Annotated in this window: 15 protein-coding genes and 1 pseudogene; 5 read left to right on the top strand and 11 right to left on the bottom strand. The window is 71.2% G+C overall.

Annotated features, from left to right (window positions below; all coding sequences use genetic code 11):
* Positions 1-285 (bottom strand): chaplin (locus ACWCQS_RS08815; protein ID WP_451003787.1); only part of this gene is annotated, 285 nt, incomplete at its 3' end.
* Between the two features lie 147 nt (positions 286-432).
* Positions 433-660 (bottom strand): chaplin, encoded by a 228-nt coding sequence (locus ACWCQS_RS08810; protein ID WP_451003786.1) that lies wholly within the window; start codon positions 658-660, stop codon positions 433-435.
* Between the two features lie 540 nt (positions 661-1,200).
* On the opposite strand from ACWCQS_RS08810, the gene ACWCQS_RS08805 reads away from it, so the two are divergent.
* A complete protein-coding gene (locus ACWCQS_RS08805; RefSeq protein ID WP_451003785.1) occupies positions 1,201-1,611 on the top strand; it encodes a rodlin in 411 nt (136 codons plus the stop codon).
* A gap of 56 nt (positions 1,612-1,667) precedes the next feature.
* Here the strand turns inward: ACWCQS_RS08805 and ACWCQS_RS08800 are convergent.
* From ACWCQS_RS08800 to ACWCQS_RS08790, 3 genes and pseudogenes are all read right to left on the bottom strand, one after another.
* A pseudogene (locus ACWCQS_RS08800) lies at positions 1,668-2,066 on the bottom strand (long-chain fatty acid--CoA ligase); the annotation flags it as partial.
* A gap of 261 nt (positions 2,067-2,327) precedes the next feature.
* Positions 2,328-3,182 carry an ABC transporter permease gene (locus ACWCQS_RS08795; protein ID WP_451003784.1) on the bottom strand — a complete coding sequence of 285 codons (855 nt, stop codon included), beginning with the start codon at positions 3,180-3,182 and terminating at the stop codon, positions 2,328-2,330.
* Positions 3,179-5,827 carry a CocE/NonD family hydrolase gene (locus tag ACWCQS_RS08790; RefSeq protein ID WP_451003783.1) on the bottom strand — a complete coding sequence of 883 codons (2,649 nt, stop codon included), beginning with the start codon at positions 5,825-5,827 and terminating at the stop codon, positions 3,179-3,181. Before ACWCQS_RS08790 ends, ACWCQS_RS08795 begins: the two co-directional genes overlap by 4 nt.
* 115 nt (positions 5,828-5,942) lie before the next feature.
* Here ACWCQS_RS08790 and ACWCQS_RS08785 point away from each other — a divergent pair, with 115 nt between their 5' ends.
* The gene (locus ACWCQS_RS08785) at positions 5,943-6,356 is read left to right on the top strand and encodes a GNAT family N-acetyltransferase (RefSeq protein ID WP_451003782.1); all 414 of its coding nucleotides are present in this window, start codon (positions 5,943-5,945) and stop codon (positions 6,354-6,356) included.
* Here the strand turns inward: ACWCQS_RS08785 and ACWCQS_RS08780 are convergent, their stop codons facing one another.
* The 6 genes from ACWCQS_RS08780 to iolC all read right to left on the bottom strand — a co-directional run bounded on the left by ACWCQS_RS08780 (position 6,357) and on the right by iolC (position 14,265).
* Entirely contained in the window at positions 6,357-7,829 is a 1,473-nt protein-coding gene (locus ACWCQS_RS08780; RefSeq protein WP_451003781.1) for an APC family permease, read from the bottom strand.
* A 298-nt stretch (positions 7,830-8,127) separates the two neighbouring features.
* Positions 8,128-9,630 (bottom strand): CoA-acylating methylmalonate-semialdehyde dehydrogenase, encoded by a 1,503-nt coding sequence (mmsA, locus tag ACWCQS_RS08775; protein ID WP_451003780.1) that lies wholly within the window; start codon positions 9,628-9,630, stop codon positions 8,128-8,130.
* 16 nt (positions 9,631-9,646) lie between these two features.
* A complete protein-coding gene (iolD, locus tag ACWCQS_RS08770) occupies positions 9,647-11,527 on the bottom strand; it encodes a 3D-(3,5/4)-trihydroxycyclohexane-1,2-dione acylhydrolase (decyclizing) (protein ID WP_451003779.1) in 1,881 nt (626 codons plus the stop codon).
* Positions 11,524-12,363: a 5-deoxy-glucuronate isomerase gene (gene iolB, locus ACWCQS_RS08765; RefSeq protein ID WP_451003778.1), complete on the bottom strand. Its 840-nt coding sequence runs from the start codon at positions 12,361-12,363 to the stop codon at positions 11,524-11,526. Before iolB ends, iolD begins: the two co-directional genes overlap by 4 nt.
* Before the next feature lie 7 nt (positions 12,364-12,370).
* The gene (locus ACWCQS_RS08760; protein ID WP_451003923.1) at positions 12,371-13,249 is read right to left on the bottom strand and encodes a Cgl0159 family (beta/alpha)8-fold protein; all 879 of its coding nucleotides are present in this window, start codon (positions 13,247-13,249) and stop codon (positions 12,371-12,373) included.
* A 65-nt stretch (positions 13,250-13,314) separates the two neighbouring features.
* Positions 13,315-14,265 (bottom strand): 5-dehydro-2-deoxygluconokinase, encoded by a 951-nt coding sequence (iolC, locus tag ACWCQS_RS08755; protein ID WP_451003777.1) that lies wholly within the window; start codon positions 14,263-14,265, stop codon positions 13,315-13,317.
* 125 nt (positions 14,266-14,390) lie between these two features.
* Between iolC and ACWCQS_RS08750 the strand changes: the two genes are divergently transcribed.
* From ACWCQS_RS08750 to ACWCQS_RS08740, 3 genes are all read left to right on the top strand, one after another.
* Positions 14,391-15,308 (top strand): sugar phosphate isomerase/epimerase family protein, encoded by a 918-nt coding sequence (locus tag ACWCQS_RS08750; protein ID WP_451003776.1) that lies wholly within the window; start codon positions 14,391-14,393, stop codon positions 15,306-15,308.
* A 41-nt stretch (positions 15,309-15,349) separates the two neighbouring features.
* Positions 15,350-16,309 (top strand): helix-turn-helix domain-containing protein, encoded by a 960-nt coding sequence (locus ACWCQS_RS08745; protein WP_451003775.1) that lies wholly within the window; start codon positions 15,350-15,352, stop codon positions 16,307-16,309.
* A gap of 523 nt (positions 16,310-16,832) precedes the next feature.
* Positions 16,833-17,027, top strand: coding sequence for a helix-turn-helix transcriptional regulator (locus ACWCQS_RS08740; protein WP_451003774.1), 195 nt, complete (start codon positions 16,833-16,835; stop codon positions 17,025-17,027).
* Positions 17,028-17,049: the final 22 nt, after the last annotated feature.

The following is a 17,049-nucleotide window of genomic DNA, read 5'->3' as shown; positions in this document are numbered from 1 at the left end:
GGACACCAGCCCGGGCGAGCCCACGGAGGTGCCCTGACTCGAGGCACCCGACGAACTCGGCCTGCTCGCACCCGACGCACCGCCACAGGAACCCCCGAATGCCGGGTTCAGCAGGGCAATGGCATCGACGGTGTTGCCACACACGTTGACTGGCACATCGACCGGCGCCTGCACGGTATTGCCGGACACCAGCCCGGGCGAGCCCTCGGAGGTGCCGCTCGCGTTCGAGTCCGCGAAGGCGGGGCTGCCGTACAGGGACAGAACGCTCGTCGCGGCAGCTGCCACGACGATTCCCCTGCTCAGGGTCTGTCGCACTCTTGTTGTCTTCCTGCTTGGAGAGATGAAGAACTGGGAAAGCCGGCCTTGGCACAGCAAGCGGTGGTGGTCCAAGGCCGACTGTGGCGCAGCCGGACGGCTGGCGCCGTTACCCGGTCAGGAGTTGGTGCACAGGGAGCCGGACGCCGGGTTCAGCAGGGTGATGAGGCCGATGCTGTTGCCACACACGCCGACGGGGATGTGCACGGGGACCTGGACCGTGTTGCCGGAGAGGACGCCCGGGGAGTTGGCGGCGGATCCGCTGCTGCCGGCATCGGCGAAGGCCGGAGCGGCCACGCCCAGAGCCATGATCGCTCCGGCGACAACTGCAGCACTCTTCTGCATGGAATTTCCTTTCTCTCCGGTCATGCCCCTTTGGCGGTAAGACCGAGCGAGCACAGTTTGAACGGCTCGCGCCATGACCGGCATTTCTACAACGAGGAATAGACAGCCCGGGAAACTGCGGAACGCGAGCCGCCAAGGAATTCACCCGAACGCCTCGGCAGACTTGACACCCAGGCGCCATAAAGAGCGGGAAACCGGCGGTGACGGTGCCGTAGCGGGCGGCCAGCTCCTGGGCGCGGCAACCGCTGTCGCGGCCGTTGCCTTCTTCCGCCTTCCGCTCTCCTTACCTGACAGGCACCCACGTCACCCCTCCGAACTCACACGTTCCGCCACATCAACCGCGGCCGGCGGTTCTGGTTTCGGTGATTCACCCGGTCGGGCGGTTCGGGATCGGCAGCAGGCAGTGACGCAGGACCTCGCAGCACGCCCGACGGAATTTCTGGATGGGCCATCGGAGTGAAGTCGAGCAACCAAGGAAGGCCGCGGCAGTTCATTCAGAATGCTCCGCAAGACGGGGTTTCTTCAGAAGGGAACCAGCAAGTGATCAAGAAGGTTCTGGCCACTGCTGCGGTCGCCGCTTCCGTTGTCGGCGTCTCCGCCGCGGTGGCGCCCCAGGCACTGGCCACCGGCAATGACACCGGCACCACGTCCGCCAGCGGAGACAGCGCCTCGCAGGTGTTCGGCAACTCCGCCACGTACGGCACCATGAGCCCCCAGATGGCGCTCATCCAGGGGTCGTTCAACAAGCCCTGCGTCGGTCTGCCGGCCAAGGCGAACCTGGCATCGCTCGCCGGAGTCGTACCGGTATCCGTACAGGACATCCCGGTCCTGTCGGCGCCGCAGAGCCAGCAGTGCGTCGAGAACTCCACCCAGGCCAAGGGCGACGAGCCGCTCTCGCACCTCGTGGACGACGTCTCCGCCCTGTCCGGCAACGGCACCAACAACAGCTGAACAACGTTCCGCAGCGGCGGGTCACCGGTCCTTGCGGTGACCCGCCGCTGCGCTGTCTACGGCCGCCTGCGGTACAGCTCCTCGATCTGCTCGGCACAGCGTTCCACGACCGCCTGCCGTTTCACCTTCAGCGACGGCGTCAGCAGCCCGTTCTCCTCGGTGAACTCCCCCTCCACGAGCGCCAAGGCGCGAATGGACTCGGCGCGGGAGACCGCCTGGCTGGCGTGGTCGACCGCCCTCTGCACCTCCGCGCGCAGCCTTTCGTCGTGCACCAGCTCGGCGAGCGGGGTGTCCGGCGGCAGCTTGTGTATTGACAGCCAGTGGGCGACCGCCTCCGGGTCGAGGGTGATCAGCGCGGGCCGCGAAGGGGCAGTTGTCGCCGACGACCACGCGCTGGCCGACCGCGCGCGGCTGCGCAGCCGGTCCTCCAGGACGGCCGGGGAGACGTTCTTGCCGCAGGTCGGCCAGGGAGCCGGTGGTCAGTGGCGGCGCCAGGGCCGCGGCCCGCACCTCGCGCACGGTGCCGGTGGCGTCCCTGACGATCTCCACCGAGGCCCGCTCCGCCAGATCGGTGCGCTGCCGTGCCCGTTTCAGATCCCTGCCTACGCCCATGACGACTCCCGGTCGCGGCTGTTGCGAAGGCTCGTGCTCCCCGGGGCAACTTACTCACAGGTAAGGAAAGGTCAATGGGTCGGGCCCACTCCCCCCGGCACCTCTCAGGAGACGATGTCCTTGCGGGCGAACCCCCGGAAGGCCAGGGCGAACAGCACCAGGGCGTACGTTATGGAGATGGCGGTGCCCTGGATCATGCCGGACCACTCCGGGTGCGGCTGGACCGCGTCGGCCCAGGCGAACTGCCAGTGCGCGGGCAGGAAGTCGCGCCAGTGGCCGAGCGCGGTGACGGCGTCCAGGACGTTGCCGACGATGGTCAGACCGACCGCGCCGCCGACCGCGCCGAGCGGGGCGTCCGTCTTCGTCGACAGCCAGAAGGCGACCCCGGCGGTGACCAGTTGGGACACGAAGATGTACGCCACGGTCACCACCAGGCGCTGCACCGCCGTCCCCGTGTCCAGCGCGCCGCCGGTGGGTATCTGCAGCGGGCCCCAGCCGTACGCCGCCGTGCCCACCGCGAGGGCGACCACCGGGAGCAGGATCATCGCGGCGAGGCTCAGCCCCAGCGCCACGGTCAGCTTGGACCACAACAGCCGGGCCCGGGGCACGGGCGCGGCGAGCAGATAGCGCAGGGAGGACCAGCTCGCCTCCGAGGCGACCGTGTCCCCGCAGAACAGGGCGACCGGGATCACCAGCAGAAAGCCGGCCGAGACGAACAGGTTCACCGCGGCGAAGTTGGCGCCGGACGCGGTGGCCGTGTTCATCAGGGTGATCCGGCCGTCGCGGCTCGACGGGTCGCCGCCGATCGCGAAGGCGATCAGCAGCACGAAGGGCAGCAGCCCGAGGACGGCCCCCATGACCAGGGTCCGGCGCCGCTTGAGCTGGCGGACCAGCTCGACCCGCAGGGGCAGGGTGTGCCGCGTCTGATAACCGGAGGCGACCTCGGTGAGCGTGCTCATGCAGAACCTCCGATCAGGGTGAGGAAGGCGTCTTCCAGACGGCGGTGCGGGCCGACCGAGGCGACGGCCACCTCGAGCCGCACCAGCTCCACGACCAGCCGCTCGGCCGTGCCGCCGGGGTCCAGCCGGATCAGCAGCCCGTCGTCGGTGCGCACGGCGGAGGCGACGCCGGGCAGCGCGGCGACCTTCTCCACGACCGGCTCCTCCACGGGCGTGGCAGTGCCGACGAGCAGGGTGTCGCCGGAGCCGATGATCTCGCCGACCGGCCCCGCCTGGACGAGCCGGCCGCGGTCCATCACCACCAGGTGGGTGCAGGACTGCTCCACCTCGGCGAGGAGATGGCTGGAGACGATCACCGTGCGGCCGGCGGCCGCGTAGCGGATCATCACCTCGCGCATCTCGCGGATCTGGGGCGGGTCGAGACCGTTGGTGGGTTCGTCGAGGATGAGCAGGTCGGGCAGGCCGAGCATGGCCTGGGCGATGGCGAGGCGCTGGCGCATGCCCTGGGAGTAGGTGCGCACCGCGCGGGCGAGTGCGTCGCCGAGCCCGGCGATCTCCAGGGCCTCCTCCAAGTGGGCGTCCTGAGGCGGGCGGCCGGTGGCCCGCCAGTACAGCTCCAGGTTCTCCCGGCCGGACAGGTGCGGCAGGAAGCCCGCGCCTTCCACGAAGGCGCCGACCCGGGACAGCACGGGCGCGCCGGGCCGGATCGCGTGACCGAAGACGCGGATCTCGCCGTCGTCCGGGGTGATCAGGCCCATCAGCATGCGCAGGGTCGTGGTCTTGCCCGCGCCGTTGGGCCCGAGCAGGCCGAGGACCTGGCCCTTCTCCGCCCGGAAGGACAGCTCGCGCACCGCGTACCGGTCGGCGGACTTCGCGTACCGCTTGCTCAGGTCCTTGATCACGAGCGGGACGTCGGCCAGCTCCGGGTCGGGCGCCGGGCCGGCCCTACGGCGGCGGGCGGTGAGCAGCAGGGCGAGCGCGGCGGCCGCGCCGGCACCCGGCAGCCACCAGACCCAGGAGGGCAGGGGGGCCGCGGCGGTGGTGACGGCGGGAGCGGCCGGCACGCTCAGCTCTCCCTTGAGGGAGACGGTGTAGGTGGCCGGGGCGGCCGGTGATGCGTAGCCGAGGTCGGTGGAGGCGAGGACCAGGCGGAGCCGGTGGCCCTTCTGCACCTCGTGGTCGATCGCGGGGAGGGTGACCGTGACGTCCTTGCCCTCCTTGGCGCCGGTGACCCGGAAGGGGGCGACGAGCTGGGAGGGCAGCACCTGCTGGGTGCCGCCGGGACCGACGTCGTAAACCTTGCCGAACAGGACGGCGTCGTCGCCGGTCGAGGTGATGTGGACGGTCGCGGTCGGGGTGCCGGTGATCTGCAGGTCGCGGGTGAGCGGTGCGGAGTCGAACTTCGCGTACTGGCCGGGGAAGTCGAGGGAGACGCCGAGGCCCAGCGCCGACAGCTGACCGAGGCCGCCCGAGCCGCCGAGGCCGGGCAGGGCGGAGACGCCGGGCGGGCTGGCGCCGGCCGGGTTGGTGATGTGCTGGGTGCCGCCGGTCAGGGCGATGCCGCGCGGGTGTTCGCGCAGGCCGGGGTAGCTGCCGGCGGTCGCGCCGCGCAACTGGGCGGTGCCGTCGGTGGAGTTCACGCCGCCGGTGCGGGTGATCCGGAAGGCCGGGCCGGTGCCGGCCGAGGCGTCGCCCTTCAGATACCGGTCGAACCACGCACGCACGCGTGCCTGCACCCGGCCGGTCTCCATGTCGCCGCCGTCATGGCCGCCCGCGATCCAGTCGACGTCCACGGGCGCGCCGTTCGCCCGGATCGCCTTCTGGGCGGCGTCGGACTGGCCGAGGGTGAACAGGGAGTCCGTCTGGCCCTGCAGCAGCAGCGTGGGCACCTTGATGCGGGAGCCGACGGCGGACGGCGAGCGCTCCTGCAGGAGCTCACGGGCGGCCGGGTCCGGGGTGCCGGACTCGGCGACCCTGTCGTACATCCGGCACAGCTCGGGCTCGAAGCGGGCGCAGCCGCCGCCCAGATTGAGGAAGACGCCGGCCCACAGCTTCTTGAACACGTCGTTCGGGAACAGGGCGTCCGCGAGGTTCCAGTAGGTGATGGCCGGGGCGATGGCATCCACCCGGTGGTCGTACCCGGCGGCGAGCAGGGAGATCGCTCCGCCGTAGGAGCCGCCGGCCATGCCCACGCGCGGGTCGCCCGGCTTGTCGAGCTGGACCTCGGGGCGCTTCGCCAGCCAGTCGAGGAGCCGGGAGACGTCGGCCACCTCGCCCTTCGGGTCGTTGAGCCCGATCTTTCCGGTGGACTTCCCGAAGCCGCGCGCGGACCAGGTCAGGACCGCGTACCCGTCCCGGGCGAGGTCCTCGGCCTGCTGGCGCATGTCGTCCTTGCTGCCGCCGAAGCCGTGCGCCAGCAGGACGGCGGGGTGGCGGCCGGCGCCGGCCGGGGTGAAGTACGAGGTGTCCAGGCGCACCCCGTCGACCGCCATGACCTGGTCGGTCCTGTGCACCGGGGGCGTGTCACCGGATGCGGCGGCCGTCCAGGTGCCGGCGCCGGCGAGCACCACGACGGCGGCCGCGGCGGCGAACAGCCGGCGCGGCCCCTTGAGCAGCCCTCGCAGTGGAGGCACCCGGAGATCCATGCCTCAACGGTACGGGCCGCCACCGACAACCGAGGGAGCCGGTGGGCTGAACCCCCGCCCCTCCCGCAGGAGTACGGGGGCTGCCCGGCGTACACCAGCCGTGGTACGAAGGCGCATGGACATTCGCCGGGCCACCACCGTCGCGGAAGTCGCCGCCGCCGAGCACCTGTTCGACAACCCGGCGCGCCCCGAGTGGGCGGAGCGTTTCCTCACCACCGCCGGGCACCATCTGCTGCTGGCGTACGCGCAGGACGAGCAGGTCCCCGTCGGCTTCGTCAGCGGCGTCGAGACGGTCCACCCGGACAAGGGCACCGAGATGTTCCTGTACGAGCTGGCCGTGGACGAGCCGTACCGGCGCCGGGGCATCGGGCGGGCGCTGGTGGAGCGGCTGGCCGCGCTGGCCCGGGAGCGCGGCTGCTACGGCATGTGGGTCGGGGTCGACGCCGAAAACGACGTCGCCCTTGCCGCCTATCGCAGTGCGGGCGGCAAGGACGACGATTCGTGCAGGGTGTTGACCTGGGAGTTCTGACTACGCCTGCGCACCCTCGGCAAGCGGCGTGGCGGGCGCGCCCTGCGCGCCCTCGGCGAGCTGCTCCTCCTCGGCGAGCCGCATGTCCTCCGGGAGGGACACCAGCCATCGGGTCTCGCGGCGCGGGCGGAGGTAGAAGGCCCAGTAGAGGGTGGCGACGGCGGTGATGCCGCCGGTCCACCACAGGTACGACGGGTCCTGCTCGACCAGGACGTAGACGAGGACGGCGATCAGCAGGACCGGCATCGCCGGCCACAGCGGCATCCGCCAGGCCTTCTTGGGGCCGTGCGCACCACGCCGGGCGAGCAGCGCGGCGATCGCGACCAGCAGGTACAGGCCGGTGACGGCGACGCCGGTGACGCCGTAGAGGGTGTCGAGGTTGACGAAGCAGAGGAAGGCACCGGGGACGCCGACGACGAGGGTGGCGACCCAGGGGGAGCCGAACCGGCCGAGCTTGGCGAGGGCGTTGTTGACCGGGGCGGGCCAGGCCTTGTCGCGGGCGGAGGCGAACAGGACGCGGGAGTTCTGGATGACCATGACGATGCCCGCGTTGATGATCGCGAGGGCGACGCACAGGCTGACGAAGGTGCCGACGGCCGAGTTGCTCCAGGCGATGACCATGCTGCTGATGTCGCCGCCGGTCAGGGTCTTCAGGTCACCGGCGCCCAGGGTGATCGCCACGACCGGCACCAGGATGACGACGCTGGAGATGGCGAGGGTCGCGAGGACGGTGCGGGCGACGCTGCGGCGCGGGTTCTCCAGCTCCTCGGAGAGGTAGATGGCGGTGGAGAAGCCCTGGGTGGCGAAGAGGGCGATGGCGAGCCCGGAGAGGACCATCATGGCCGTGACCGGGTTGACGTGAGCGTGGTCACCGGCCACCTGGAGCGAGCTGACGAGGCTGCCCGCACCGCGGTGGGAGTGGGTGAAGCCGAGCAGGGCGACGACTCCGGCGGCGACGACCTCCAGGACCAGGAAGATGCCGGTGATCCAGGCGTTGGCGCGCAGGTCCAGCAGGCCGGCGAGGGTGGCCGCGATCATCACGCCGGCGCCCGTCATGGCCGGGTCGAGGTGGACGATCGGGGCCAGGTAGTCGGCGGTGCCCATCGCGATGACCGGAGGGACGATCATCACGACGAGCAGCGACATCACGAACGCCAGCCAGCCGGCGAGCCGACCGGCCAGGGTGGAGACGATGGCGTACTCGCCGCCCGCGCTGGGGATGAGGGTGCCCAGCTCGGAGTAGCAGAAGGCGACGGGGATGCAGAGGAGCGCGCCGATGACGAGGCAGAGCGCCGTCGCCGTGCCCAGGCTGGAGAACAGATCGGGCACGATCACGAAGAGCGTGGAGGCGGGCGTGACGCACGAGAGGGTGAGCAGGGTGCCGCCGACGACGCCGATGGACCGCTTGAGTTTCTGAGGGCTGTCAGAAGCGGCTGTCACGGCTGTGTCGACAGAGCGGAGCGTGTCGGTCATGCGGCGGTTCCGATCGACTCGTGCGAGTGAGGGTGGGGGTCGGGAGCGCTATCGCCTCCGGCGGCTGGTCGTACATGCTCTGGTCCGCTCCCGGCGGCTGAATGGAACCCCGACGAAAACCGCCGCGTCAATGGGTGTTCACCTACGGAATCCGCAGCAAAGAAGCGGCCGATCACCGATTCTCGTATCAACGGTCCCTATGGGCGGGCTCTTGCGGCCGTACGAGAATCGCAGCGCCCCCGCGCAAAAAAACAGGGCCGTCCGCTAGCGGACGGCCCTGTCGGGCCCTCTCGATCGCTCAGTGGTTGCGCGGGAAGCCCAGGTCCACGCCCGCCGGTGCATCGGCCGGGTCGGGCCAGCGCGTGGTGACGACCTTGCCGCGGGTGTAGAAGTGCGTGCCGTCGTTGCCGTAGATGTGGTGGTCGCCGAAGAGCGAGTCCTTCCAGCCGCCGAAGGAGTGGTAGCCCACCGGCACCGGGATCGGCACGTTCACGCCGACCATGCCCGCCTCGATCTCCAGCTGGAAGCGGCGGGCCGCGCCGCCGTCCCGGGTGAAGATCGCCGTGCCGTTGCCGAACGGCGAGGCGTTGATCAGCGCCACGCCCTCGTCGTAGGTGCCGACGCGCAGCACGCACAGCACCGGGCCGAAGATCTCGTCCTGGTAGGCCTTGGCGCTGGTCGGCACCTTGTCCAGCAGCGAGATGCCGATCCAGTGGCCGTCCTCGAAGCCCTCGACCGTGTAGCCGGTGCCGTCGAGCACCACCTCGGCGCCCTCGGCCGCGGCCCCGGAGACGTACGACGCCACCTTGTCGCGGTGGGCGGCGGTGATCAGCGGGCCCATCTCGGACGTCGGGTCGTTGCCCGGACCGATCTTGATCTTCTCGGCGCGCTCGCGGATCTTCTCCACCAGCGTGTCACCGATCGAGCCCACGGCCACGACCGCGGAGATGGCCATGCAGCGCTCGCCCGCCGAGCCGTAGGCCGCGCTCACGGCGGCGTCTGCGGCGGCGTCCAGGTCGGCGTCCGGCAGCACCAGCATGTGGTTCTTGGCGCCGCCCAGGGCCTGCACCCGCTTGCCGTTGGCGGAGGCCGTGGTGTGGATGTAGCGGGCGATCGGGGTGGAGCCGACGAAGGACACGGCCTTGACGTCGGGGTGCTCCAGCAGGCGGTCCACGGCCACCTTGTCACCGTGCACGACGTTGAACACGCCGTCCGGCAGACCGGCCTCGGACAGCAGCTCGGCGATCTTGAGCGACGCCGACGGGTCCTTCTCGGACGGCTTCAGCACGAACGTGTTGCCGCACGCGATGGCGATGGGGAACATCCACATCGGGACCATCGCCGGGAAGTTGAACGGCGTGATGCCGGCGACGACACCGAGCGGCTGGCGGATCGCGGCCACGTCGACGCGGCTGGCGACCTGCGTGGACAGCTCGCCCTTCAGCTGGACGTTGATGCCACAGGCCAGATCCACGATCTCCAGGCCGCGCGCGACCTCGCCGAGCGCGTCGGAGTGCACCTTGCCGTGCTCGGCGGTGATCAGCTCGGCGATCTCGTCGCGGTGGGCGTCGAGCAGCGCACGGAACCGGAAGAGGATGGTGGTCCGCTGGGCCAGGGAGGACTGGCCCCAGGTCGTGAAGGCGTCCTTGGCGGCGGCCACGGCCGCGTCCACCTCCTCCACCGACGCGAACGCGACCTTCGTGGTGACCGCGCCGGTCGCCGGGTCGGTGACCGGCCCGTACGTGCCCGACGCGCCTTCGACGGTCTTCCCGCCGATCCAGTGGTTGACGATCTTCGTCATGCCCAGAGACTCCTTATTACAGATGGCGGCGTCGGGTCGAGACGTGCCGTTCGTACAGCTCTCGTGCCTTGACCGCGGACGGTCGGGTCGCGGTCTCGGCCACAGGAACATCCCACCAGGCCTGCGCCGGAGGCGCGCCCGACACAGTGTCGGACGTTTCGGTCTCCACGTAGACACATGTGGGAGTGGCGGCGGCTCGCGCCTCGGCGAGCGCCTCGCGCAGCTCCCGTACGGTCTGCGCGCGCAGCACCCGCATGCCCAGGCTGGCCGCGTTGGCGGCGAGGTCGACCGGCAGCGGGGCGCCCGTGAACGTCCCGTCCCCGGCCTGGAACCGGTAGGCGGTGCCGAACCGCTCGCCGCCCACCGACTCCGAGAGCCCGCCGATGGACGCGTACCCGTGGTTCTGCACCAGCAGGATCTTGATCGCGACGCCCTCCTGCACGGCCGTCACGATCTCGGTCGGCATCATCAGATACGTGCCGTCGCCGACCAGCGCCCACACGTTCCGCTCCGGCGCGGCGAGCTTCACGCCGAGCGCGGCCGGGATCTCGTAGCCCATGCAGGAGTAGCCGTACTCCAGGTGGTACTGGTCCACCGACCGCGCCCGCCACAGCTTGTGCAGGTCGCCGGGGAGCGAGCCGGCCGCGTTGATGATGATGTCGGACTCGTCCACCAGGGCGTCCAGGGCGCCGATGACCTGCGGCTGGGTCGGCCGGGCATCCGGCTCCTCGGCCTCGAAGCAGGCGTCGACGCGCTGCTCCCAGCGCTCCTTGTCCTCGGTGTACTCGGTGACGTACGACTGCGCCACCTTGTGCCCGTGCATCACCAGCGCCTCGGTCAGCTCGCCCAGGCCGCTGCGGGCGTCGGCGACCAGCGGGAGCCCGGACAGCTTGTGGCCGTCGTACGGCGCGATGTTGAGGTTGAGGAAGCGGACGTCCGGGTTCTCGAAGAGGGTGCCGGAGGCGGTGGTGAAGTCGGTGTAGCGGGTGCCGACGCCGATCACCAGGTCCGCGGTGCGGGCCAGTTCGTCGGCGGTCGCGGTGCCGGTGTGGCCGACCCCGCCGACGTCCTGCGGATGGTCGTGGCGCAGGGAGCCCTTGCCGGCCTGGGTGGAGGCCACCGGGATGCGGGTGGCCGCCGCGAACTCGGCGAGGGCCAGCTCGGCGCGGCTGTGGTGGACTCCGCCGCCCGCGATCACGAGCGGTCGGCGTGCCTCCCGGACCGCCCGGACCGCCTCGGCCAGCTCGGTCGGGTCCGCGCCCGGCCGGCGTACCGTCCACACGCGCGTCGAGAAGAACTCCTCCGGCCAGTCGAAGGCCTCCGCCTGCACGTCCTGCGGCAGGGCGAGGGTGACCGCGCCGGTCTCCACCGGGTCGGTGAGGACACGCATGGCCTGCAGGGCGCTCGGGATCAGGGCCTCCGGGCGGGTGATGCGGTCGAAGTACTTCGACACGGGGCGCAGGGTGTCGTTGACCGACACATCGCCGGCGTACGGCACCTCCAGCTGCTGCAGGACCGGGTCGGCGGGGCGGGTGGCGAAGACGTCACCGGGCAGGAGCAGGACCGGGAGGTGGTTGATGGTCGCGAGGGCGGCGCCGGTGACCAGGTTGGTGGCGCCGGGGCCGATCGAGGTCGTCACCGCGTGCGCGGACAGCCGGTTCGACTGGCGGGCGTAGCCGACCGCCGCGTGCACCATGGACTGCTCGTTGCGGCCCTGGTGGTACGGCATGACGTCGGCGTACTCGATCAGCGCCTGGCCGAGCCCCGCGACATTGCCGTGCCCGAAGATGCCCCAGGTGGCGCCGATCAGCCGCTGCCGTGCGCCGTCGCGTTCGGTGTACTGGGCGGCGAGGAAACGGACCAGCGCCTGCGCGACGGTCAGCCGGGTCGTCGTCATCGGTAGCCCCCTGTGCTTTCTACGTGATCGGGGTGGAAGCAGATCCGCCACTCCCGGGTCTCGCCCGGGCCCGCCATGACGTTCAGGTAGTACATGTCATGCCCGGGCTGCGCGATGGACGGCCCGTGCCAGCCGTCGGGGACGAGGACCGCGTCGCCGGAGCGGACCTCGGCGAGCACGTCCGCGCCGCCCGCACGCGAGGGGAACACGCGCTGGTAGCCGAGTCCCTTCGGGCCGTCGATCTCGAAGTAGTAGATCTCCTCCAGCTCGGACTCCTCGCCCGGCCGGTGCTCGTCGTGCTTGTGCGGCGGGTACGACGACCAGTTGCCGCCCGGGGTGATCACCTCTACGGCAATCAGCCTGTCGCAGTCGAAGGAGTCCGCCGAGGCGAAGTTGCGCACCCGGCGGGCGCAGGAGCCGCTGCCGCGCTCCTCGACGGGGACCTCCGGCGCGGGGCCGTAGCGGGCGGGGAGTCGTCGCTCGCACTTCGCTCCTGCCAGGGCGAAGCGGCCTCCCGCGCCGGAGGCGATCTGGACCCGGGCGTCCCGGGGAACATACGCGAAGTCGGAGACGTCCGCGAACACGCTTTCCCGGCCCAGGAGTTGGAACTCGGCATTCTCGTTCGATGCGGTCGCAATTTGTACGGTACATCCGCCTTCCAGCGGAAGCACGATCCACTCACTGTCCCCGGTGGTGAACGTATGTGTGCCACCCGGCGCCAACTCGACCACGCGCAGGCTGCTGTGCGTCCAGCCGGCCAACTTGGGGTCGATGTCGACGGCGTACTGGGCGTTCGCGGTGACGCCCCTGGGCAGATGCAGATCGGTGCTGGTCATGCGGCCCTCACAGCAGTCCTACGGCGGTGTCCACGGCGGCGGCCACATCGCCGTCCGCCGGGTACAGCAGCGAGCGGCCGACCACCAGGCCGCGCACGGTGGGGAGTTGCAGCGCGCCGCGCCACTTCTCGTAGGCGGCGACCTGGTCCTCGGGCGAGTCGCCGATGTCACCGCCGAGCAGGACGGCCGGCAGCGTGGAGGTCTCCATCACCCGGGCCATGTCGTCGGGGTTCTCGGTGACCGGCACCTTCAGCCAGGTGTAGGCGGAGGAGCCGCCGAGGCCGGAGGCGATGGCGATGGACCGGGTGACCGCCTCCGCGGACAGGTCGTTCTTCACCTTGCCCTCGGGGGTGCGGCGGCTGATGAACGGCTCCACGAAGACCGGCAGCCGGCGCGCGGCCATGTCGTCGATGGCGCGGGCGGTGGACTCCAGGGTGGTCAGGGAGCCGGGGTCGGCGTAGTCGATGCGCAGCAGCAGCTTGCCCGCGTCGAAGCCGAGCCGCTGGATGTCCTCGGGGCGGTGACCGGTGAACCGGTCGTCCAGTTCGAAGCTGGCCCCCTGCAGTCCGCCCCGGTTCATGGAGCCCATGACCACCTTGTGGTCGAGGGCGCCGAGCAGCAGCAGGTCGTCCAGGATGTCGGCGGTGGCGAGGACGCCGTCGACACCGGGCCGGCTCAGTGCCAGGCACAGCCGTTCCAGCAGGTCGGCGCGGTTGGCCATGGCGAGCTTGCGGTCACCGACGCCGAGTGCGCCCCGGGCGGGGTGGTCGGCGGCGACGATCATCAGCTTGCCGTTCTCGTTCAGGAGCGGCCTGCGGGCCCGGCGGGTGGCGGCCTCGGCGATCGCCTCGGGGTGGTGGGTGCGGACGCGGACGAGTTCGGCCACGTCGACACGGGGCCTGCGTCCGGCGTCCCCGCCCTCGGTGTGGGTGCCCGCGACCCGGCCGGCCCTCACAGCACCGCTCCGGCGTCGAGCGCGGCGGCCACCTCGTCCGGGGTGGGCATCGCGGAGGAGCACTCCAGGCGGGAGGCGACGATGGCGCCGGCCGCGTTGGCGTGCCGCATGATCGTCTCCAGGTCCCAGCCCTCCAGGAGTCCGTGGCACAGGGAGCCGCCGAAGGCGTCCCCGGCGCCGAGACCGTTGAGGACGTTGACGGGCAGGGGCGGGACCTCGGCGGACTCGCCGTCGCGGCTGACGGCCAGGACCCCCTTGGGTCCCTGCTTCACGACGGCGATCTCGACCCCGAGGTCGAGCAGCGCGCGGGCGGCCGCATGCGGTTCGCGTACGCCGGTGGCCACCTCCACCTCGTCCAGGTTGCCGACGGCGACCGTGGTGTGGCGCAGGGCCTCGGCGTAGAAGGGGCGGGCCGCGTCGGGGTCGGTCCAGAACATGGGCCGCCAGTCGAGATCGAAGACCGTGGTGCCCGCCTTCGCCCGGTGGGCGAGGGCCGCGAGGGTGGCCGTACGGCTGGGCTCCTCGCTCAGGCCGGTGCCGGTCATCCAGAAGATACGGGCGGCACGGATGGCGTCGAGATCGAGTTCATGGGCGTCGATCTCCAGGTCGGGCGCCTTGGGCTGCCGGTAGAAGTAGAGCGGGAAGTCGTCCGGCGGGAAGACCTCGCAGAAGGTGACCGGGGTCGGCAGGCCCGGGACCGGGGTGACCCAGCGGTCGTCCACGCCGAAGCCGCGCAGCGCCTCGTGCAGATAGACGCCGAACGGGTCGTCGCCCGTGCGGGTGATCACGGCGGTGTGCCGGCCGAGCCGGGCCGCGGCGACCGCGACGTTCGTCGCCGACCCGCCGAGGAACTTGCCGAAGGACGACACCTGGGCGAGCGGGACGCCGGTCTGCAGTGGGTAGAGGTCCACTCCGATCCGCCCCATGGTGATCAGGTCGTAGGCCATCGGCTTCCCTTCGTCATGACTCTCCCCGGCTTTCTAGTCCCGTACGGCGAACCCTGTCAATGTTTTGTCCAGACATTCGGACCAGCTCTTGACACCGCTTTCCGCGCACCCGCACGCTGACGCCCATGACGTCGCTGTCACCCTCCTCCTCACTGTCCCGTATCCGCATCGGATCGGCGCCCGACTCCTGGGGCGTGTGGTTCCCCGACGACCCGCGCCAGGTGCCCTGGCAGCGCTTCCTCGACGAGGTGGCCGATTCCGGCTACGAGTGGATCGAGCTGGGCCCCTACGGCTATCTCCCCAGCGACCCCGCGGTGCTCGCGGAGGAGACCGCGCGGCGCGGCCTGAAGGTGTCGGCCGGCACCGTCTTCACGGGCCTGCACCACGGTGAGTCCGTGTGGGACAAGACGTGGGCGCACGTGTCGGACATCGCGGCGCTGACCCAGGCGATGGGTGCCCGGCATCTCGTCGTCATCCCTTCCTTCTGGCGGGACGACAAGACGGGCGAGGTGCTGGAGCCGGACACGCTGACCGCCGAGCAGTGGCGGAACCTGACCTCGCTGACCGAGCGGCTGGGGCGGGAGGTGCGGGAGCGGTACGGGCTGACGATCGTCGTCCATCCGCATGCCGACACCCACATCGACAGCGAGGAGAACGTCAGCCGTTTCCTCGACGGCACGGACTCCGACCTGGTGTCACTGTGCCTGGACACCGGGCACTACGCGTACTGCGGCGGGGACAGCGTGCGCTTGATCGAGACGTACGGCGAGCGGATCGGGTATCTGCACCTCAAGCAGGTGGATCCGGGGATCCTGGCGGACGTACGGGCCGAGGGGACGCCGTTCGGGCCGGCGGTGGCTCGGGGCGTGATGTGCGAACCGCCGCACGGGGTGCCGGAGTTGGGGCCGGTACTGGAGGCCGCGCAGCGGCTGGGGGTGGATCTGTTCGCGATCGTCGAGCAGGACATGTATCCGTGTGCGCCGGATGCGCCGCTGCCCATCGCCCGGCGGACTCGGGCGTTTCTCCGGTCTTGCGGGGTGTAGGGGCGACTGTCGACCAGCGGGTCGCGGTTGCCGCTCGTAGCATGGGCGGCGTGTCCTGGGAGACCGTGCCTGCCCGGCCGCATCCGGCATTGCGGCCCGGTGTGATCACTTATCGCGGTGTCCGGGTGCACCTCGACCGGCCGCGCCGCCGGCTGGAGGCGCCGATCGGGGCGGCCACGTTGCTGCTGGGTTTCGAACAGCCGGTGCGCATCTCCCGTGCCGGGCGGCCCCCGGTGTCGCTGGTGTCCGTGGTCAACGGGCTGACCACCGTCCCGGCCCTCGGCGAGCACGGGGGCCGGATCTCCGGCATCGAGGTGCTGCTGGAACCCTGGGCCGCGTTCGGCCTGTTCGGAACGGAGCAGTACGAACTCGCCAACCGGTCGATCGGCCCGGACCAGCTGGACCCGGGCCTCGGCCAACTGGCGGGCGCCCTCGCCGCGTTGCCCACCTGGCCGGAGCGGTTCGCCCTGCTCGACCGGGTGTTGCTGGAGCGGTTCCGTGCCGGTGTGCCCGTCTCCGAGCGGGTGGTGCACGCCTGGTCACTGCTGCGGCGGCACTCCGGCGTGCTTCCGGTGCCCCGGCTGGCCGAGGAGGTGGGCTGGAGCGTACGGCATCTGGAGAACCGCTTCCGGGAACAGATCGGTCTGCCTCCGAAGGCCGCGGCCCGGGTGCTGCGGCTGCAGCGGGCGCGGCGGCTGCTGGCCGCGGGACACGGGCAGGCGGAGACCGCGGCGGTGTGCGGGTACTACGACCAGGCGCACTTCAGCGGCGAGTTCAAGGCCATGACGGGCTGCACTCCCGGGGAGTTCCTGGCGGCCCGGAGGCTGCCGGCGGCGAGCGCGGTGAACGACCGGCTGGCGGGCGAGGCCACCAGCCTGCTGCTCACCTCCGGGCGGGGTGCGCTTTTTTCCAAGACCCGCGCGGGCAGCACCAGGCACGCTGATCGCCCGGCCATCAGGCTCCCGGGGGAAGCGGGGGCCTCCGGCGGCCAGGGGGACTGATCCGGGAGGACGCCCCCGGGAAAGCGGCCGCCGGGGGGCGCGGGGAAGCCGGCGGGCGCGGGGGGAAGCCGGCGGGCCGGGTCTGACGCAGCGGACCCGGCCCGCCCTCGCGACCTGGTGCCACCGGGCCTGGACCGCCTGGTTCGTTGCCCCGGATCGGCCTGGTTCGTTGCCGTGGATCGGCCTGGTGCGTTGCCGTGGATCGGCCCGGTTCGTTGCCGTGGATCGGCCTGGTGCGTTGCCGTGGATCGGCCCGGTTCGTTGCCGTGGATCGGCGCGAAATCAACGCGCCGCGCCGACACCCGGGCGTATGCCTTTGCGTCGGCCGTGTCACAAAAACCCCTTCTGTGTCACACATGTTGCGTGTACGCGGATTCTGCGTCACATGGTGTCGACAGGCGCTTTCCCCTGGTCACTCTGCGTCGTTCACCGGTCGCAGGCTTGGTGATCGCCAGCGCAGCGCCCGGCTCCCCCGACGGCCGTCCACGGTCGCCGCTGCGGCGCGCGCAGGGAGGTGCAACTCATGACCGACCGAAGGCTCTGGTCCTACAAGGAGATCGCGGCGCACATCAGGGTGCAGCCGGACACCGTACGGTCCTATCGCAAGCACGGGCTGCTGCCCCCGCCCGACCATGTGGAGGGCGGCAAGCCCTACTGGTACGCCGAAACCGTCCGCGCCTGGGTCGCCTCCCGGCCGGGCAACCGCAGCCGCAACTGACCTCCCCGTGAATCGGCCGGCA

This window comes from Streptomyces sp. NPDC002076, from assembly GCF_053593835.1.
This window is presented reverse-complemented; position numbering and strand designations above follow the sequence as displayed.